We start from the raw sequence: 21,469 nt of genomic DNA, 5'->3' as shown, positions 1-21,469 counted from the left end.
ATTTAATTTAATCTATATAAGTTGAATTAACTTGTTAATACTACTGATTACCACTAAGCATAAGATGGAGAAATTTCTATACTCATCTTTACGCCTAGCAAACGTAAACTTGAAACGCATTATTTCTCCATAGTATATAGTATACATTAATGAACAAATCTACAAAGAATAATTATTATAAATTATGACTTAGCAAAAAAGTTCTTATATGTTAACATAAATTGAGGAAATAATACAGATGTTGAATATGTAATGATACATACTATTCAGATTAGAAAATTGATTGAGAAGGTGAAATTTGGTGAAAATATCAACAAAAGGGCGTTATGGCTTAACCATTATGATGGAATTAGCGAAAAAATTCGGCGAGGGTCCAACCTCTTTAAAGAGTATAGCGGAAAAGCATCAGCTTTCCGAACATTATTTAGAACAACTTGTATCTCCATTGCGTAATCAAGGCTTAGTGAAAAGTATACGAGGGGCGTATGGAGGATATATTTTATCCAAGGAGCCGGAACTGATTACTTGTGGTGATGTCATCAGAGTGTTAGAAGGTCCGTTAAGCCCAGTGGATTTTACGGAAGAAGATGATCCAGCTAAACGGGATCTTTGGATACGGATACGCGATAGTATTTCAGAAGTGTTAAATTCTACAACCTTACGTCATCTTATTGAGTATAAAGATGATGACATGCAAGATGACTATATGTTCTATATTTGATAAAGGTGATGAAATGGAAAATATTTATTTAGATCATGCTGCATCTACCCCTATATTCCCTGAATCATTAGAGAGTATGCTGCCTTATTTTCATTCTGATTATGGTAACGCTTCGAGCTTGCATTATGCTGGTCGAAAAGCAAAGCACGCACTAGATGATGCAAGAGAGCAGGCAGCCGCGTTGTTAGGTTGTTCACCACAGCAACTGTTGTTTACGAGCGGTGGAACCGAGAGCGATAATGTAGCTATTTTAGGGACAGCACTTCATGCTAATAATAAGAAACGTCATATTATATCTTGTAAAACGGAACATAAAGCAGTACTTGAAACCCTTCAACATCTAGAAGATGAAGGGTTTTCTGTTACTTATTTGCCTGTGGATCATGATGGACGTATTTCATTGGAATCGTTAAAAGCAAGTATAACGGAAGATACTTTTCTCATTACATTAATGGCAGGAAATAACGAGACGGGTACGCTTCATCCGTTTGAACAAGTCGGACAATTTGCCAAGGAGAGAGGCATTCTTTTTCATATTGATGCTGTACAAGCATTAGGCGTAATTCCTTTTCATTTAAAAAGCATTCCTGCTGACCTTGTAAGCTTTTCTTCTCATAAAATAAATGGTCCCAAAGGTGTTGGTTTGCTTTATGCTGCTGACAACAGTAAGCTTACGCCTCTCCTTTATGGAGGTAATCAAGAAGCGAAAAAACGTCCAGGGACGGAAAACATTCCAGCTATCGCAGGGTTTGTTCAGTCGTTAGAAATGACCATAAACAGATTAGATGAGAAAAATAAGATGTGCACCGACATGCGAAATACGATGCTTGAAATATTCTATCAACAATGTGGTGAAAATAACGTTGTTCTTAATGGTCATCCAACGTTCGTTCTTCCACACATTCTTAACGTCAGTTTTTTATCATGTGATACAGAGACATTGTTGATGAACTTAGATTTAGCAGGCATTGCCGCTTCCGGTGGTTCTGCTTGTACTTCTGGCTCGCTTGAAGTTTCCCATGTTCTCCAAGCGATGAATTTACCTACAAATGTAATGCATTCTGCCGTCCGATTTAGTTTTGGTTACGGACTAAATATTGAACAAATTTCAAAAGCCGCAAAAAAAACTGCAACCATTGTTCAAAGAATACGTAAATAATAGGAAAGGGGATTGACTTCGCTTGAAATCTAATCACGTTGTCGGTTTAAGTGTTGTAGCCATCGATACCGGTAAGCACATTGGACAAGTCCAAGATATAATCATCAATCAGCAATGGTATGCTGAGGGTGTCATATTAGATAGTAAACGCTGGTTTACTCATTCTAAATGGATAGCTTGGAAACACATTGTCGCAATAGGTGATGATGCGCTAACAATCCCAAGTGAAGAGGTTATGGAACATGTAGAAGAACAAATAGAAGAAAATTCGTATATATGGATAAAAAATGAACAAGCACGTTTAGCTGGTATGCAGGTATTAACAACAAACGGTCGCAGCTTAGGGACGATCGAAGATGTATATTTAGAAAAAAACATGGGAAAAAAAGTAACAGGATTTGAATTATCGGACGGTTTTCTTTCAGATCTTCAAGATGGACGCAAATTTCTACCGCTAATGGATGAAATTAATGTTGGTGAGGAAGCAGTTATCGTTCCAGCTGGGAGTGAACATACTGTGAAGGAAGTCGTTACTACATTGTAGGTAAGGGTGAGCTGGAAGTGATACGATGTCCAAATTGTAATTCAAAAGATATTGGTAAAATCGGTTCAACTCAATTTTATTGTTGGGGATGTTTTATAGAATTAACGGTACAAGGAGAGAAAATGTCCGTTTTTCAAGTGGAAGAAGACGGGACATTAAGTTCTTTGGATGATTTATTTATGGATGAAGAAGTGGTGCATTTTCACCAAGCAACATAAATGGTATGTCAAAAAGGTCAGCTGAGAAAGTATATTGCTTTCTCAACTGACCTTTTTTTTGTGTTTTTGTGCTTTATGCTTACGATGAGGGTTTTCTTCGAAAAGCTTGTAGGGTCCAGCTAAACTTTGTTTAGCTTTTTCCCCTTTATCCTTACGAAGATAGCTTTTCTTCGAAAAGCTTTTATATTTTCACAGGGTTGTACATATACTGTATCAGACAATAGTTTTGCCATATTTACATTGAAATTTTTTCTTGAACAATGGATAACAATAAGGTGGTTAATATGGAGAAGTGGCTCAACCACAAATGGTTGCTTTTTTTTATTTATACATTGCTCATTATTTTAATTTTATATTTCCTGCAACAAATTTCACCGATGCTCAAAGGGATATATGACTTTTCAAAGGCCATATTAGCCCCGTTTTTATTTGCTGTTATTATTTCTTATGTCCTCAATCCAGTGGTGAATTTACTACAACAACGAAAAGTGCCTAGAACCATTTCGGTACTTCTCATTTATGCTGTATTTATTTTTTCGCTCATCGTGATCGTCATGAATGTGATTCCGATGTTTATGGAGCAGTTGAAGCAGTTAAATGAGCAATTTCCTGAAATGTCATCAAAAGCACAGCAATATTTTCGCATCTTAGATAATAATAAAAATGTACCCGGTACGATTAGAGAAGCTTTACACCAATCCCTTATTCGGCTTGAACAGTCGATTCAAAATACGATTTCCAATTTTATTAATGACATCGGAAATACGATAAATAAGCTGTTTATCGCCTTTATTATCCCTTTTTTAGCTTTCTATATGTTAAAGGACGTGAAGCTGTTACAACGGGCTTTTTTACCAGTCGTACCTAAAACGAAACGCAAAGGATTGACCAAGTTATGGAGTGAAATCGATGCTGCACTTGGGAATTACGTAAGAGGTCAATTTCTCGTGTGTATCGTTATCGGTTTTTTAGCTTATGTAGGATACTGGTTGATTGGTATGCCTTATCCTCTACTCATGTCTAGCATTGTGGCTGTGTTTAATATCATACCGTATTTAGGTCCTTTTTTTGGCGCAGCGCCTGCGGTCATTATGGCATCCACTGTATCGCTGAAAATGGTGCTGTTTGTTGTTTTGGTCAATACGATCATACAAACGCTCGAAGGCAACGTGATATCCCCACAAATTGTAGGTAAAAGTTTACATATGCATCCATTGCTTATCATTTTTGCCCTTCTTGTCGGAGGACAACTTGCTGGTATCGTTGGTCTCATCTTAGCTGTACCATTCTTCGCCGCAATGAAAGTTGTCGTTCATCACTTTGCTATCTATATTATTCATCGCAGAACATGATGCGAACATAGCAGGTGTGATGCATGAAAATGTGTTAGCTTCAGAAGCCCTCTTGCCTTGACATAGCAAGCATTGTACCGTTATAATTTTCATGATATTGGATGAAAAAAGAGTGTGCGTTTACTCCCTCACATAGCTTGCATTGTGAGAATGAAATACGTGAACAGTAAACGAGATACTACGGACAAACTATCGTGCTATACATGGAGGAAATGATAAATGAAATCTAGTGAAATTCGCCAGAAATGGCTAGAATTTTTTGCGACGAAAGGCCACAAAATTGAGCCTAGTGCACCATTAGTTCCACATAATGACCCATCTTTACTATGGATTAACGCTGGGATGGCACCACTGAAATTGTATTTTGATGGAAGTATCATACCAGATAATCCACGCATTGCCAATGCACAAAAATGTATTCGTACGAATGATATTGAAAATGTGGGTAAAACAAAAAGACATCAAACTTTTTTTGAGATGCTAGGTAATTTCTCTATTGGAGATTATTTTAAAGAAGAAACCATTTCATGGGCGTGGGAATTTTTAACGGATAAAAAGTGGATAGGATTCGATAAGGACTTATTATCTGTAACTATTCATGAAGAGGATGATGAAGCATTTGCGATCTGGAATGAAAAGATAGGTCTACCGAAAGAAAGAATTGTTCGCCTAAGAGAAGGTAACTTCTGGGAAATAGGAGAAGGTCCATGTGGCCCTTGCTCAGAAATTTTTTATGACCGTGGCGAAGCTTTCGGAGATACTAGTGATCCTGAATGTTATCCAGGTGGAGAGAACGAACGATATTTAGAAGTGTGGAACTTGGTATTTACGCAATATAATAAAAATAAAGATGGCTCTTACACGCCTTTGCCGAAGAAAAATATTGATACAGGTGCGGGACTTGAAAGATTTGCCTCCATATTGCAGCATGTTGAATCTAATTTTGATACGGATTTGTTTCAACCGATTATACAAAAAACTTGTCGTATTGCAGATGTTACATATGGAAAAGATGTACAGGTCGATACAGCCCTGAAAGTAATTGCCGATCATGTTCGTACAGTAATTTTTGCCGTTGCGGATGATGTGTTGCCTTCGAATGAAGGTCGCGGTTATGTCATTCGTCGCTTATTGCGCAGAGCAGTAAGGTACGGAAAAATATTAGGCATTGATAGACCGTTTATGTTTGAATTAGTAGATGTGGTTGCAGATATTATGGGCGTTTACTATACGAACGTAAAAGAAAAGGTTGAAATCATTGAGAAAGTCATTAAAACAGAGGAAGAACGTTTTCATGAGACATTATCCGATGGATTGGACATCTTATCTCAAATAGAATTAAAAGCAAAACAAGAAGGACGCACTCAAATTACAGGAGAAGAAGCGTTTAAATTGTATGATACGTATGGTTTTCCACTTGATTTAACGGAAGATTATGCTGTAGAAAATGAAATGACAGTGGACCGTGATGGCTTTGACAAAGCAATGGACAAACAACGTGAAAGAGCACGGGCAGCAAGGCAAGATACGGGCAGCATGAAAATACAAGGTGGACCCCTTGCAGACTTTAGTGAAGAAAGCAAGTTTACTGGATACGAGACCTTAACGACATCTGCAAAAGTATTGGCTATATTGCATGATGATCAGTTATTGGAAGAAGCGAAAGAAGGTATGAACGTCTACGTGATTCTAGATCAGACTCCGTTCTATGCAGAAAGTGGAGGGCAGGTTAGCGATCACGGTACGTTAAGTGCGGAGGGCGTGCAAGCAACGGTTTCCGACGTATTTAAAGCTCCAAAAGGACAGCATGTGCATCATGTTTCACTGGAACATGGCAGTATTACAGTTGGGGACACATTGCATGCAGAAGTAGATCGTAGCAACAGAGAAGGCATTATTAAAAATCATACGGCGACTCATTTGCTGCATCAAGCATTAAAGGAGACGTTAGGTGATCATGTGAATCAAGCGGGCTCTTTAGTCGCAGTAGATAGACTTCGCTTTGACTTCTCTCATTTTGGTGGAATCGAGCCAGAGCAGCTTAAACAGATTGAAAGAAAAGTAAATGAGCAAATTTGGAGCAACACAACCCTTTCTATTTCGTATAAAAATATAGACGAAGCAAAAGAGATGGGGGCGATGGCACTTTTCGGTGAAAAATATGGTGATATCGTAAGAGTCGTTCAAATTGGTGACTACAGTCTGGAATTATGTGGTGGATGTCATGTCACTAGCACGGGAGAAATAGGTACGTTTAAAATTTTAAGTGAAGCTGGTATTGGTTCTGGTGTAAGAAGAATAGAAGCGGCTACGGGACAGCATGCGTATGAATATAATGAACAGCAGCTTAATATACTGGGACAAGTAGGACATCAGTTAAAGACCAAATCAAGTCAGGACGTTATGCAGCGAGTGGAACTTTTACAAGCACAGCTGAAAGAATTAACAAGAGAAAATGAGTCTTTGAAATCAAAATTGAGCAGCATAGAAGGTGCATCCCTGCACGAAAAAGTAACTAAGGTCAACGACATACCTTTGTTAACAGCGGAAATTGATGGGCAAGATATGGACGGACTGAGACAGATGGCAGATGAGCTAAAAGTGAAGTTGCAATCGGCTATCATTGTTCTAGGTGCTGTACAAGGGGAAAAAGTCAACTTCGTTGCTGCGGTGACGCCTGATTTAGTACAGAAAGGATATCACGCTGGTAAATTGGTAAAAGCAACCGCGCAAATTTGCGGAGGTGGCGGTGGTGGTCGCCCAGATATGGCGCAAGCCGGAGGGAAAGATCCTGCTAAAATGCAAGAAGCATTGCAAGCCGTTCAGCAGTGGATATAACGGGAAGAAAAATAAAGTAGCGCAAGCGTATAAAAGTTTCAGCGTATAATGTATGGCAACCATCACATTGCCATAATATGGGAGGTTTTGGCGGATGAGTTCATTTGACAAGACGATGAAATTCAATTTTAAAAATGATAGTATAGACACATCGCCACAAGACATTATATTATCGGTATATGAAGCACTGGAACAAAAAGGATATAATCCGATCAATCAAATTGTAGGGTACTTGCTTTCTGGAGATCCTGCCTATATTCCAAGACACAACAATGCACGTGCGCTCATTGGAAAAAGAGAACGTGACGAATTGATTGAAGAGCTCGTAAAATCATATTTAAAACAACATCGGCAAACGTAAAACAAACCCGGCGTTAGTAGGAGAATAAGCATGCGGATTATGGGACTAGATGTAGGAGATAAAACCATAGGAGTTGCAATCTGTGACGAACTAGGGTTTACTGCACAAGGAATCGAAGTCATTCAGCGATTGGGCCAAAAACAAGAGATGAAACGGTTGAGAGAACTTGTGCTTGCATATACTATTGAAGAAATCGTGGTTGGATTACCGAAGAACATGAATGGTACAATAGGAGAGCGTGCTGAATTATGTATTGCATTCGCAGATAGATTGAAGCAAAAGTTACAATTGCCTGTTCACATGTGGGATGAGCGATTAACAACAGTATCTGCGGAAAAGACGCTCATTGAGGCGGATATGAGTCGTAAAAAAAGAAAAAAAGTTGTAGACAAAATTGCTGCAACGTTTATACTCCAAGGTTACTTGGATTCTAAAAAATGAGGTGTAGAAATGACTAACAACAATCAAACAGAACAAGAAACTGAAGTAATTATTATTCCAGATGAAAATGGAAACGAAGAGCATTACGAAGTCATTATGGAATTCGAAGTGGATCAAACAGGGAAGAACTACATTATGCTGGTTCCACTAGATCAAGAAGATACAGATGAAGAAGAGCAAGAAGAAGTATTCGTATTCCGCTCTGAAGACGAAGGAGAAGAGTTGAAATTGTTTACGATTGACGATGAGAAAGAATGGGAAATCGTCGAAGAAACATTCAACACTATTTTAGCAGAGTTTGACGAAGAGGACGAAGCGTAAGTAAAACTGAAATAAAGCATTTTTAAGATGAAGAAATGATGAAAAGGACAACCTTGTTTGTCCTTATTTTTTTGTTGTCATCTCAGAGCATTTCCTGCATATTATCATCTTCTTCTATATTGTATATAAAATTAAGTTTGCAAAAATAGTACTTTTTGTGATTTAATCATGCCATAGATAAAAATAAGTGACATGCGGGGGGACTTTTTTAGATGTCAGCAAAAAAATCAGGGAAGAAAAAAATAGGGATAACGATGTTGATCGCTTTCTTTTTAATCGTAGGTTTAGCTGGAAGTGCATTACTATATGTGGCACAAGGGTTGCAGCCTGTAGAAGCGAAAGATGAGATAGTGGAAGTAGAAATATTGCCTGGAATGTCTGTTGCGCAAATGACAACCACGCTGGAAGAAGCAGGGCTCGTGAAAAATGCAACCATATTTAATTATTATTTGAAATATAAAGGGATTGGCAGTCAGTTCCAAGCGGGAACATATGCAATGAAACCAGGTATCACGCTGGATAACATTATATATAAGTTAAATAGCGGTGACGTCGTACAGGAAGATATGATCGAATTTACGATACCTGAAGGATGGACCATCGACCAAATGATGACTGCTTTAGGGGAAGATGGACTCATTGATACAGCAGCATTTGTCGAAGCATTGCAAGATCCTACAGCGTATATATCTACGTTGAAATGGATTGAAAACATCCCACAAAGTGAGTACTACAGTTACGACTTGGAAGGATATTTATTTCCAGAGACGTATGCATTGCTAGCTACAAGCAATGAACAAGATATTGTTTTACGTATGCTGGAGGAATTAAACAATAAATTAAATACATTGCCAGCAGATTGGGAACAACAATTGGACAAACTCGGTATAACCTTTCATGAAATGATGACGATCGCTTCACTCATTGAGCGTGAAGTGATTGTGGATGCAGAACGTCCTATCGTTGCAAGTGTGATATACAATCGTTTGGCTATTCCGATGCGTCTGCAAATTGATGCAACCGTACAGTATGCGCTTGGAGAACAAAAGGAAAGATTGTTTGAAGTGGATTTGCAAATCGATAGCCCTTATAATACGTATGCCATTGATGGTATACCACCAGGACCCATTGCTGCACCAGGTTATGCGTCCATAGAGGCAGCACTGTACCCGGATGAAACGAACTATTTATTTTACGTGACGAAGAAAGATGGCACGCAAGAGCATTTATTCGCTGAAACGTATAATGACCACTTAAACAACATCGCCATTAGTAAGCAGCAATAAGGAGTATGGAATGAAGCAAAGAGAAGTATTAAATATGAATCAACCAGAAGTGATGGAGTATGTATCTACACTTTCTACTTTATCTACATCTACATCAAATAAAACTAAAACACTTCTATCTCAATTAGAAGCACAAGCAGAGCAAGAACATATCCCTATTATGCAGTGGGATGGCATCTCCTGTCTAAAAATGCTATTGTCTGTACACAGACCAAAGCGTATACTGGAGATTGGTTCTGCTATTGGTTATTCGGCTTTGCAAATGGCTAGTGTACTACCAGAGGCAAACATCATCACGCTAGAATTGGATGAAGGACGGGCAGAACAAGCCAAGCAAAATTTCATAGCGGGGGATGTCTCTCATACGGTAACTTGTATACAAGGGGACGCATTGGATCTCATTGCTTCCGTAGAAGGGACATTTGATTTTGTGTTTATCGATGCCGCGAAAGGACAATATCGTTCTTTCTTCGATTTATCTTTTCCAAAATTAAATGACGGAGCGGTTATCGTAACAGATAACGTCTTATTCCGTGGTTATGTGGCTGAGCCTGAACCATTGGAAAATGTCCCAAAACGTTATCGTCGCATGGTACAAAAATTAAAACAGTATAACCAATTTCTTATAGAACACCCACAGCTAGAAACAAATATATTACCTATTGGTGATGGGGTAGCGGTGAGTGTATTAAAGAATGAAAGAGGAGTGAAATGTAATTGAATCGTAACAAACCAGAATTGCTTGTTACAGCAGGTTCATTAGAAGAAATACAAATGTACGTAAAAGCTGGCGCAGATGCCGTTAACATAGGAGAAAATAACTTCGGCGTTCGCATGCCCGGTAACTTTACGACTTTAGATATAAAAGAAGCGATAGAAACGGCGCACAGACTTCATGCGAAAGTATATGTTTCGATTAATAACCTGTATCACAATGATGATCTAGAAGCGCTGTCTGTTTATTTACAGCAACTAAGTGAATGGAAAGTAGATGCTGTCGTTTTTGGTGATCCAGCTATTATCATGTTAATGAAAGAGCTAAATATTCAGATTCCACTTCATTGGAATGCGGAAATGCTATCTACGAATTATGCGACAGCAACGTATTGGGAGCGTAAAGGTGCGAATCGCGTCGTGTTGGCAAGAGAATTGAATTTGGAAGAAATTCATGATACGAAACGCAACTTGCAAAGCATGGAAGTACAAGTGCAAGTGCACGGCATGACCAATATTTATCACTCCAGAAGAGAGTTATTGCAAAACTATGCTGCTCATCAAGGTAAATCATCTGTGAAACAAGATGACTTTTCGATGGAAAAAGAGATGTATTTAGTGGAAGAAGAACGTGAAGGATTGCAATTCCCTATTTTTGAAGACGATAATGGCACACATGTCATGAGTGCGGAAGATATTTGTCTCATCGAAGTGTTGGACGAATTGCTGGAAGTAGATCTTGATAGTTTGAAAATTGAAGGTATAATGAAATCTGCTGCGTATAACGAAGTCGTTATTGCTTGTTATCGTGAAGCGATAGATCAATATTATGCTAACCCAGAGGAATACGAATGTAATCCAGCATGGTTAGAACGAATAAAAAAAGTGCAAGACGAGCATAGAGAATTAACATTTGGTTTCCTATTTAAGGAACAAGTGTATTAAATGATAAGAATAGGAGGGAATCTAACATATGACTTTACAGCAAAGCATAGACAAATCTGCTGCACATCGAAGAAAACTGCATAAACCCGAATTGCTTGCTCCTGCCGGTAATCTGGAAAAGTTGAAAATGGCGGTGCACTACGGTGCGGATGCAGTGTACATTGGCGGACAAAAATATGGTCTTCGCTCCAATGCAGATAATTTCTCCTTTGATGAAATGAAGCAAGCGGTGGAATATGCAAGTAGATACGATGCAAAAGTGTTTGTAGCGACCAATATTTTTGCACATAATGAAGATATAGAAGGCATAGCGGCTTACTTGGAACAATTGCAAGAAGCAGGTATATCCGCAATCATTGCCGCAGATCCGATTATTATGGAAACAGCGAAACAAGTGGCACCGAAAGTGGAAGTGCACGTCAGCACACAGCAATCTTCTGTGAACTGGAGAACCGTTCAGTACTGGAAAGAAGAAGGAGCCCCACGTGTCGTACTTGGCAGAGAGACATCGATGCAAGAAATTATAGAAATAAAAAAACGTGTGGACGTTGAAATCGAAGTGTTTATCCATGGTGCGATGTGCTCTTCTTATTCTGGTCGTTGCGTATTATCCAATCACTTTACAGATCGGGATTCTAATCGCGGTGGATGTTGTCAATCCTGTCGTTGGCAGTATGATCTCTATCAGAAAAATGGAAACCCTGTTGCGGCTGACATTCCGTTGTTCGCAGAGGACGATCCTGCTTTTTCCATGAGTGCAAAAGATTTATTCATGATTCAGAACGTACCTGCACTCATTGAATCTGGAGTCGATAGTTTTAAAATTGAAGGACGTATGAAAACGGTCCATTATGTGGCGACGGTCGTCAATGCGTATCGTCAAGCTATTGATTCGTATTTAGATAATCCAGATCGTTATGTACTAAAACAAGAATGGTTAGAAGAAATTTACAAGGCAGCGAACCGCCCGTTGAACGATGGCTTTTTCTTTGATTCACCAGCGGCAAAAGACCATATCTTTGGTCCAGAAGACAAGCTGGTATCGTATGACTTTGCAGGATTAGTGTTGGATTATGATGCAGATACGAAAATAGCAACGATACAACAAAGAAACTACTTTAAGCCCGAGTATGAAGTAGAATTTTTCGGCCCGAATCATACCCTGTTCCATCAAAAAGTAGAGACGATATGGGATGATAAAGGTAATGAACTAGACGCAGCAAGACATCCGCTGCAAGTCGTTAAATTTAAAGTCAATCAGCCACTAAAGCCGATGGATATAATGAGGAAAAAACTAGGTTGAATACGATAAACAAGAGCTTTACACTTTGTGTAAAGCCTTTTTTATCCCTATGCTTAAGAAGTAGTTTTGCGCTTACAAGCAATGTGACGCTCCCCAAATGATAAACAGTGTAAATACGAAAACTGTTTATGATGAGAGGAGTGTTTTTAGTGTTAAATCATGTCAGAAAAGGGGATGATAAGAATAGAAATCTTTACATAAAGGAGTTTTAACGTGAAGCACCGTATTTTTATTGTTCTCATCAGTATTACTTTTCTTATATCCATTTTGATAACGAGATTATTTTGGCTGCAAGTCATGCCGATGTTTAGTGGGGATTCATTGACAAAGCAAGCTGTTGCACAGCGTAAGCAAAGTGTGCAAATTATGTCTGGAAGAGGTCATATTGTAGACCCTAACGGTGTTCCTTTTACAGGAGAAACGATACAAAGTCTTGCTGTTTTTCCTGCTCATATGGCTCATATAAACACACAATCCACAACAGAGGAAGTGCTACAATGGGATACACTAGCGTCCATTTTACAGTCGTCAACACAGTCATTAAAAGAAGAGTGGAGCGGTGAAGTGTATCCTTTTTTGTGGTCAGATGAACATGGGGACCCGGTAAGCTTAAGCAGTGAGCAAGTGCAGCAACTGGAAGGGATTTATTTCCCTGGCCTCCTGGTCGTTCCGTATGAAAAAAGGTATCGTCCTCCTTATATTGCTTCACATCTCGTTGGTTTTGTTAGTGAACATCCTGAAGCCGTATTGGATACGTACGCTCATGGACAGCAACACCATCACATCGATGTATATAGTGAGATAGGAGCTTCGGGGCTGGAGAAAAGTATGAATACATATTTGAAAAGTGTTGGTGCGACGGAAATTTCTACGTTTGTAGATGGAAGAGGTAACCCCATGGAAGAGATAGGCATGACATTAAGCATGCCAAATCATAAATATTATCCTGTAGAATTGACCATGAGCGTTCAGTACGATGTACAAGCGGAAGTGGAAGCTGTCATCGATCTATACTTGCAACATCGTCCGTTCATTACAAAGACTGCGGCTGTCGTGATGGATGTAGAAGAACAAGAAATCGTTGCGATGGTCAGTCGGCCATCTTTTAACCCCGAACATATTACAGGAGACACGTGGAGTAACCACGCCGTAAAAGCAGAGATCCCAGGTTCTATTTTCAAACTCATTGTCGCCGCGGCAGCATTGGAAAATGGGGTGGTGAACGAAGAAGATACGTTCCAGTGTGATGGAGCATACGGAAAGTATGGTTTTGTTTGCTGGAAGCGAGATGGGCATGGTGTAATCGATGTAGAGCAAGCCATAGCTCAATCTTGCAATATTGCCTTTGCAGAAATGGCAAACCGATTGACTGCAACAGAGATAGAGGGATTTGCCCAGAAACTTGGTGTGCTATCCAAAGTTGGGAATGATGTGGACGAAGAAGAGAACGGGCAAGTATTCGCAGCAGGAACAAATGGGGACGATGAAGGAGTAAAAATTCAAACGGCTATAGGACAGCGAGATGTGCTGATGACCCCATTGCAAGCGGCTAACTTAATGGTCACATTTCTGCATGAGGGGAACGTAAAACAACCTCAAATCATAAAGAAAATAACGTTTAAAAATGGCAGTACGGTTCAGGAAGAAGATGAAATGTTGTATGATTCAACCCTTTCCCCCAAAACAGTTCAATTTATGCAACAGGCGATGCAGGCTGTGGTGACGAATGGGACGGGAAGTGCATTACAGTATTTAAATTGGGATGTAGCGGGCAAGTCTGGTACAGCACAAGTGGCAGAAACGAACGAAGTGAATGAATGGTTTATCGGTTATGGCCCGGTGAATAACCCTAAGTATGCGATTGCTGTTATGGTCAGAGACACGGTGCAAACGTCTACGCATGAAGCGACGGTATTATTTGGTGAGCTGATGGAATTATGGAGTGAGCAGAAAAATAGTGACATTCCATAAAAAGGGTTGACAATCATTTTAGACAATCGTAGAATATGAATATAGGCAAATGTAGAAAATGGTTGAGGAGTGATGCGTGACAAAAAGAACAAGATATATTATACTCATATAATAGACAAACGTAGAAAATAGAAGTGAATATTGGAGATGTTGAAATGAGTAAAATGAAAAGATTGCCAGATGCTGAATTTGAAATCATGAAAGTTATCTGGAAACACGATCCCCCTATCACAACAAGTTTGCTTATGAAACAACTAGGTGAAGATAAAGAATGGGAAGCGCAGACATTGATCTCGCTATTGAAAAGGTTAGTAGAACGTGAATTTTTACGTACAGAGAAAAAAGGAAAAGAACGAACGTATTACCCACTGATTACAGAGGAAACATACATCAAATTTGAAACAGGAAATTTTATGGAACGATTTCATGAGAACTCTTTTATGAGTTTAATTAATACCCTGCACCGTGGAAAGAAATTAAGAGACGCAGATTTAGATGATTTGTCCTCTTGGTTGAAAGATAGAGACGAATAGAACATAAACAGTACCGGATGAAGAAATAATGAAATACAAGTTCACGCCCCAGTTATTTTTACTAAAAATAGTACGGATACATTAGTATATTCACGTAGGGAGAACGGATACATGATGCAGAACTTTTTATATACGCTATTATTTTGCTCCATCACGATGTCGGCATTAGGCATGATCTATTTATTCATCACTCCTTTTTTGTTAAAAAGATATGCTGCAAAATGGACATACTATGCTTGGCTTATTGTCATTATAGGTTTGATCATTCCATTTAGACCAGAGATGAATATGTCCTTGATCGAAGTAACATTGCCATTTGCAAATGGAGATGAAGCGTTGCTTACAGAAGAAGCAAGGAACGACAACACCCTCTCCAGTATGAATGAACAGCAAATGATGCAACCCAATGCAGATAAGCAGGAAGAAAGCTTTCAAGCAGTTTCATTTGAAGAAGGACGTGCTACCGACAGCAGTTTAGATCTTGCAAGCGATCTAAATACCCAAGTAGTGACACAAAATGAAACGGCTAGTGAGTTAGCTGATGGTAGCGTAGCATCGGTGTATACGGAAGAGCAAGGCAAACTTTTTACATCCAATGTCTTGTGGAGTTACATGATCTTTGCGATTTGGCTTACAGGAGTCATGGCGTATTTCATGTATCAGATTCACACTTACTATAGATTTAAAAAGACACTATATCGATGGAGTGACGACATTCTCGACACCAATATCAAGTACACGTTTGAAAACATTAAAAAAACCATGGATATTAAAACAAATGTATCGTTGAAACAATCGTATGTTATAGATACACCGATGTTAATAGGGATGACGAAGTCCACTATCGTGTTGCCGCATCGTAACTACAACTCACATGAGCTGCGTTTTGTACTGACCCATGAACTCGTACACTATAAGCGAAAAGATATGTGGGTGAAAGCACTAACGATGGTAGCGACCGCGATGCACTGGTTCAATCCATTACTTTATGTGATTTCCAAAGCGATTTCTTCGCAATGTGAGATCTCTTGCGATGAAGCTGTAGTGAAAAGGATAGATCAGAACGGACGAAGAGAATACGGAGAAATGATATTAAAAACAGCAAGAGATCAACATAGAAAAATTCAAACGACATTGACGACTAACTTTTACGGAGGAAAAAGGGAAATGAAGAAGCGATTAGTATCGATTATGAACGTAAAAAAGAAAAAAGCAGGGGTTGTCATTGCAAGTAGCATGCTGTTGGTGACAAGCTTAACGGGCGGAATTTTTGCTGTAGCGGAAGTAACGAAACCAGCAATATTAGGAGAAACAGCTTACACCAACGAAGCGAATGAAGGCATATTAGCCAATGCGCAGCAAAATGTCAATCAAGATCCTATCGTGTTTATTAACGGAAAAGAATCAGCGTTTGAACATGCTGCATTTTATGTGGGAGAAGAAGTATATATTCCCTTTATTGAAATGTTGCAAACCGTTGGGGGCACGATAGAGTGGAATGGAGACAAAGCATTTGCTTATACCTATGATGATATGACGGTAAACATCGTCATTGGAGAGGAAAATGTGACGCTGACGGACTTCAAAGGTGCAGCAGTTCCAATCCTTATTCCTATGCAATCAAAAGAAGATGAGATCTATGTACCAATTGATCAGCTAGTCATGATTGAAAATGGAGGTGGGTTGAAGCATAGTAATCCTATCACCCATCATTCTTATTTTATGACAGAGGAAGTACCGTTAGCGGAAGCGCTGAAATCCAATGATAACAACAAAGTGAAACAACTCCTTGCTGACGGTGCAGATGTAACTGTCAGAAGTGGAATGGGGGATACACTATTACAACTAGCGATAGCAAGAAATAACGTGGACAATGTGAAATTATTGTTGGATGCAGGTGCTGATCCTAACACGCTTATATCTAACTGGGAAGAGCCTGAACCTGTCACACCACTAGATTATGCAGTGAAACGTGGAAATAAAGAAATTGCACAACTCATATTGGCCAAAAATCCAGCCATAGAAGAACAAGATCAACTATTTTATGAAGCAGTAGAGGCGATACTAACAAATAATTCATCTTCCCTACAACAAACGATACAAAAAGGATTGAAGATGAATGAGCAAAACAAAGCGGGATTAACGTTACTTACTACAGCAGTAAACTGGGATAACGCAGCTTTGAAAGTGGTATTAGATGCAGGTGCAGACGTTGATGCGAAAAATGCAGAAGGAAAAACGGCTCTAATGTATGCTGCTTTAAATAGTAATGTGGATGCGGTGAAACTACTTATAGAGAAAGATGCGAATTTGGATTTGCAGAATGAGTATCAAAATACGGCACTGATGTTCTCTTTATATTTTACAGGAAATGATGAATTTACAGCTGAAAAAGTAGATACAGCATTAGCACTTATTGAAGCAGGTGCGGATGTTAACATACAAGCTGATGATAAGGTTACTGCTCTTTTAAAATTAATGAGAGAGTGGGGATCAGGATGGAATGAAAATGCAGAGAAAGTATTTTTCGCTTTAATTAATGCCAACGCAGACGTTAATCTAAAAGATCGTTTAGGAAAAACAGCATTACATCACGCACCATCTGTTGCAGTAGCAAAAGCATTAGTAGACGCCGGGGCAAATTTGGATGAAAAAGATGATGAAGGAAGCAGTCCACTAGCTGTAGTCCGAGATATGGATATCATGACTTATTTAATACAGCAAGGAGCAAATAAAGAAGGTTTGAATGATGCTTTACACAATGCTGCTTTCGGTTTTGATGGTGAACAAGCATTTGTTACATTCTTACTAGAGCAAGGTGCAGATGTCAATAGTCAAACAGAGTATGGAGATACAGCACTTCATAGAGCAGTAGTAAATTTAGGAAGAAACTTATTGGAAGATGAAGAAGAGTTCTTGAAAAACTTCAATATGGTGAAATTTTTACTAGATAAAGGTGCGGACGTAAATAAACAGAATGAAGACGGAGAAACACCATTAAAGGAAATATTGAACAGCCCGATATACGAAAATGATCCACAAGAACAAAAAAGGCAAACTGAAGTGGTCAACATGTTATTAAACAAAGGAGCGGATGTAAAACTAAAAAATAAGTATGGAAATACAGTACTGATGGCAGCATCCAACGGGGATGTAGCAAAACTATTGATAGAAGCAGGTGCAGAAGTGAACGCGTCCAATAGTTATGGTTTGACAGCACTAATGGCAGCAGCGGAATCGGCAAATGCTGAAGTGGTCAAAGTGTTGTTGGATGCTGATGCCGATGTAACAGCGAAGAAAGATGCCAATGCAGACTATAATGAACCGGAGAAAACGGCATTGGATTTGGCGAAGGAAGGTCAGCAGATGAATAGGAATAAAAACTATGATGAAACAATCAAATTGCTAGAAGAAGCGATGAAAGAATAGCTAGATAATACGAACGAATGAAAGTCTTCGGTATAAAAATATGTTGGTCATATTTTTTACTAGACATTCTAATCACGTAGGGAGAATGGATACATGATGCAGAACTTTTTATATACGCTACTATTTTGCTCTGTCACGATGTCAGTACTAGGGATAATGTACTTATTTATCACTCCATTTCTACTAAAAAGATATGCTGCAAAGTGGACGTATTACGCATGGCTCATCATCATTATTGGCTTGATTATTCCGTTTAGACCGGAAATTAATATGTCCTTGATCGAGGTGAATCTACCTTTTGCCTCCACTGAGAATGGAGCGCAAATGGTAGCGCCAGGAGATGATTCCTTTCAAAGTATGGAATTTCAACAAGCAAGGAATGGAGAAGAGCAGCAGTCCATTTTTCATAACGGAGAAGCAATGGAGCAAGGAGCAATAGATGCTAATAGCGTAGATGAAGATGTTGAGGGTACAAATGTATACGGAGAAGTACCATTCTATACGACAGCGTTACAGGATAATGGAGCGGGTGAAGCTACTACAGACCACAGCGTACTTACTTCCAACACGGAAGAGCAAAACAAGCTAATTACATCCATAGTAGGATGGACTGCTATTGTTTTTGCGATATGGCTAACGGGAGCGCTATCTTACCTTATTTACCAATTGCATACGTACCGTAGTTTTAGTAGAACCGTTCGCCGCTGGAGTGTGCTCATCGAAGATGTAGCGATCACCTACGTGTATAGACAGTTACAAAAAGACATGGGGATTACAAAAAATATACCGTTGAAGTATTCTGCCATCATCGATACACCAATGCTGATTGGATACGTAAACCCTACGATTGTCTTACCGCGTACGAACTATCAGTTAAATGAGCTGCGCTTTGTACTAACTCATGAACTCGTGCACTATAAGCGAAAAGACATGTGGGTAAAAGCACTAACGATGGTAGCAACGGCGATGCACTGGTTCAACCCATTACTCTACATGATTTCCAAAGCGATTTCTTCGCAATGTGAGATCTCTTGCGATGAAGCCGTGGTGAAAAGAATAGATCAGAACGGACGAAGAGAATACGGAGAAATGATATTAAAAACAGCGAGAGATCAACATAGAAAAATTCAAACGACTTTAACGACGAATTTTTACGGAGGAAAAAAAGAGATGAAGAAGCGATTAGTATCGATTATGAACGTAAAAAAGAAAAAAGCAGGGGTTGTGATTATGGGTTCACTCCTAATAACTACTACTTTATCTGGAGGAGTATTGGCAGGTGTGCCAAGTAACGCTAATGAAAACACTTTACAACGCACAGAAATTACAACCTCAGAGCAGAAAATGGTTAAAAAAGATATTACGGTTTACGATAATGGTTATAAAGTAGAACTCAATGATCCAATATATTTCGAACAAAACTCAGAAATTGAACTTTTTTCATTTTCAGATTTTATCCTTTTATTAGGGGATAACGCAGAATGGAATGAACAAACACAAACGCTCAAATATGAAAGAGCGGATGGGGGCATCATTGAAGCAACGTTGAAAGACGAAACGTTGCTGATGTCAAACTATCCAGCTGATCCTAATGCACAAGGCTACAGAAACAAGGAAGAGAAGCTGCAACGATTAGATGATAAAATTTATGTTTCGATCAAAATGTTACAGAACATTAGACACGTTCCACAAATTTCATGGGAAGATGAAAATATCTTTCTAACTGATGGAATTCCTGCTTTGTTTGATGCTTTATATAACAATGATGTGATTACATTTAAGCAATTGTTAGCACAAGGTCAAAGTGCAGATATGCATAATCCATTCAATGCTAGTCCGATATTACTGAGTGCAATTTTAAATGAGAATATTGAAATAGTAAAAGTGTTATTAGATGCAGATGCAGATGTGAATGCTAGATCGATACAAGGGATGACGGCATTAGACCAAGCAATTTCAATCGGAAATAAAGAAATTGTAGATATCATCTTTGCTTCCAATCCAACATTTGATGAAGAAGATGCTTTGTTTTATGTTGGAGCAAAAGCTATCTTAGATCAGGATAAGCAAGCATTGTTAAAGTTCTTGAATAACAATGATGATGTTAACGCTAAAAATAAATATGGTGAAACCTTATTGAATATCGCCGCTAGATGGGATAAAGAAGCTATGGAAGTTTTCATTGAAAAGGGAGCGGAAATAGATTTACAAAATGATAAAGGAGTAACACCTTTAATGAGTGCTGCAAGCAGCGGCAACATAGAAGCAGTACAAGCTCTAATGACGAAAAAAGCGAATATAAACCTTCAAAATAATGATGGTGATACCGCACTACATGTAGCATTAAATCAAGAAAGTGAGGACATCGCACTAGCACTAGTAAAGGCTGGAGCGAAAGTGGATATCGCAAATAATAATGGCGTTTATGCATTACATCTTGCTACCTCTATGGAAACAACGAAGCTGTTAATAGAAAAAGGTTCCGACGTCAATGCAACAGATAAAAAAGGAAATACGGCGCTACATCATGCTGCGGGTGACGGAGCGTTAGAAGCGGTAAAAGTATTGTTACAATCTGGAGCAGACAAAAATATACAAAATGCTAAAGGCATCACACCTTTAATAGAAGCCACTGATCGCTCAGAGTTGGAAGTAGTACAGTATTTAGTAACACAAGGAGTCAATCTTGACTTGCAAAATGGATCTAATAACAGTGCTCTCCATAGTGCCGCAATGGATGTGAATGTTGACATTGTAAAAATATTGGTTGAAGGTGGAGCAAACAAAGATCTACAAAATAATGATAAAGAGACTCCTCTGATTTTGGCTCTACAAGATGAAGATGAGGAAATCATATCATACTTGATTGAGCAAGGCGTAAATATGGATCTACAGGACGTGCAAGGTGAAACAGCATTAACCTATGCAATAATGATGGAAAATGAAGAAATCATTCCATCATTGATCGCTGCGAAGGCAAATGTAAATATAAAAGATGTAAATGGAGAAACAGCTATTTTTAAAACATATGATGCAGATACATTAACGATGCTCATTAATGCAGGTGCAACTGTTGATACACAAGATAATGACGGATGGACGAGACTCATACACGCTGCACGTTCTGGTGATGAGGATATAGTGAAAATCTTATTAGAAGCAGGTGCTGATACAACGATTCAATCTGCATCTGGAGAAACAGCACTAGATTTTGCAAACAAAAAATATTATGCAGGAACAGATTATACAGAAACAATCAAATTGCTAGAAGAAGCGATGAAATAATAGATACAACACTCCAAACCTTATGATGAGAGGTTTGGAGTAGCAACC

At 38.8% G+C, this 21,469-nt stretch carries 17 protein-coding genes; all 17 read left to right on the top strand.

Going from position 1 to position 21,469, the window contains the following annotated elements:
* The first annotated feature begins 301 nt into the window (after positions 1–301).
* The gene (gene cymR / locus D1Z92_RS15245) at positions 302–721 is read left to right on the top strand and encodes a cysteine metabolism transcriptional regulator CymR (RefSeq protein WP_128896538.1); all 420 of its coding nucleotides are present in this window, start codon (positions 302–304) and stop codon (positions 719–721) included.
* 13 nt (positions 722–734) lie between these two features.
* Positions 735–1,880 (top strand): cysteine desulfurase family protein, encoded by a 1,146-nt coding sequence (locus tag D1Z92_RS15240; RefSeq protein WP_128896537.1) that lies wholly within the window; start codon positions 735–737, stop codon positions 1,878–1,880.
* A 22-nt stretch (positions 1,881–1,902) separates the two neighbouring features.
* Positions 1,903–2,424, top strand: a complete 522-nt coding sequence (locus D1Z92_RS15235; RefSeq protein ID WP_128896536.1) for a PRC-barrel domain-containing protein — start codon at positions 1,903–1,905, stop codon at positions 2,422–2,424.
* Positions 2,425–2,441: 17 nt separating this feature from the next.
* Positions 2,442–2,642, top strand: coding sequence for a YrzR-like zinc ribbon domain (locus tag D1Z92_RS15230; RefSeq protein WP_128896535.1), 201 nt, complete (start codon positions 2,442–2,444; stop codon positions 2,640–2,642).
* Positions 2,643–2,926: 284 nt separating this feature from the next.
* Positions 2,927–3,994: an AI-2E family transporter gene (locus tag D1Z92_RS15225; RefSeq protein WP_128896534.1), complete on the top strand. Its 1,068-nt coding sequence runs from the start codon at positions 2,927–2,929 to the stop codon at positions 3,992–3,994.
* A 219-nt stretch (positions 3,995–4,213) separates the two neighbouring features.
* Positions 4,214–6,832, top strand: a complete 2,619-nt coding sequence (gene alaS / locus D1Z92_RS15220) for an alanine--tRNA ligase (RefSeq protein WP_128896533.1) — start codon at positions 4,214–4,216, stop codon at positions 6,830–6,832.
* 94 nt (positions 6,833–6,926) lie between these two features.
* Positions 6,927–7,193 carry an IreB family regulatory phosphoprotein gene (locus D1Z92_RS15215; protein ID WP_128896532.1) on the top strand — a complete coding sequence of 89 codons (267 nt, stop codon included), beginning with the start codon at positions 6,927–6,929 and terminating at the stop codon, positions 7,191–7,193.
* A 30-nt stretch (positions 7,194–7,223) separates the two neighbouring features.
* Complete coding sequence (gene ruvX, locus D1Z92_RS15210) at positions 7,224–7,634, top strand: Holliday junction resolvase RuvX (RefSeq protein WP_128896531.1); 411 nt, start codon at positions 7,224–7,226, stop codon at positions 7,632–7,634.
* A 9-nt stretch (positions 7,635–7,643) separates the two neighbouring features.
* Complete coding sequence (locus tag D1Z92_RS15205) at positions 7,644–7,955, top strand: DUF1292 domain-containing protein (RefSeq protein WP_128896530.1); 312 nt, start codon at positions 7,644–7,646, stop codon at positions 7,953–7,955.
* Between the two features lie 212 nt (positions 7,956–8,167).
* On the top strand, positions 8,168–9,241 hold the full coding sequence (gene mltG, locus D1Z92_RS15200; RefSeq protein ID WP_128896529.1) for an endolytic transglycosylase MltG: 1,074 nt from the start codon (positions 8,168–8,170) through the stop codon (positions 9,239–9,241).
* A gap of 10 nt (positions 9,242–9,251) precedes the next feature.
* The gene (locus D1Z92_RS15195) at positions 9,252–9,962 is read left to right on the top strand and encodes an O-methyltransferase (protein WP_240666770.1); all 711 of its coding nucleotides are present in this window, start codon (positions 9,252–9,254) and stop codon (positions 9,960–9,962) included.
* Positions 9,959–10,900, top strand: a complete 942-nt coding sequence (locus D1Z92_RS15190) for a peptidase U32 family protein (RefSeq protein WP_240666769.1) — start codon at positions 9,959–9,961, stop codon at positions 10,898–10,900. The genes D1Z92_RS15195 and D1Z92_RS15190 overlap by 4 nt, the downstream gene beginning before the upstream one ends.
* Before the next feature lie 28 nt (positions 10,901–10,928).
* The gene (locus D1Z92_RS15185; RefSeq protein ID WP_128896528.1) at positions 10,929–12,203 is read left to right on the top strand and encodes a peptidase U32 family protein; all 1,275 of its coding nucleotides are present in this window, start codon (positions 10,929–10,931) and stop codon (positions 12,201–12,203) included.
* Between the two features lie 213 nt (positions 12,204–12,416).
* Positions 12,417–14,174 carry a peptidoglycan D,D-transpeptidase FtsI family protein gene (locus tag D1Z92_RS15180; RefSeq protein WP_128896527.1) on the top strand — a complete coding sequence of 586 codons (1,758 nt, stop codon included), beginning with the start codon at positions 12,417–12,419 and terminating at the stop codon, positions 14,172–14,174.
* 155 nt (positions 14,175–14,329) lie between these two features.
* A complete protein-coding gene (locus D1Z92_RS15175; RefSeq protein WP_128896526.1) occupies positions 14,330–14,707 on the top strand; it encodes a BlaI/MecI/CopY family transcriptional regulator in 378 nt (125 codons plus the stop codon).
* 111 nt (positions 14,708–14,818) lie between these two features.
* On the top strand, positions 14,819–18,136 hold the full coding sequence (locus D1Z92_RS15170) for a M56 family metallopeptidase (RefSeq protein WP_128896525.1): 3,318 nt from the start codon (positions 14,819–14,821) through the stop codon (positions 18,134–18,136).
* A gap of 93 nt (positions 18,137–18,229) precedes the next feature.
* On the top strand, positions 18,230–21,421 hold the full coding sequence (locus D1Z92_RS15165; RefSeq protein ID WP_128896524.1) for an ankyrin repeat domain-containing protein: 3,192 nt from the start codon (positions 18,230–18,232) through the stop codon (positions 21,419–21,421).
* Positions 21,422–21,469: the final 48 nt, after the last annotated feature.

This window comes from Longirhabdus pacifica (assembly GCF_004115085.1).
Classification (GTDB): Bacteria; Bacillota; Bacilli; order Paenibacillales; family DSM-105158; genus Longirhabdus; species Longirhabdus pacifica.
This window is presented reverse-complemented; position numbering and strand designations above follow the sequence as displayed.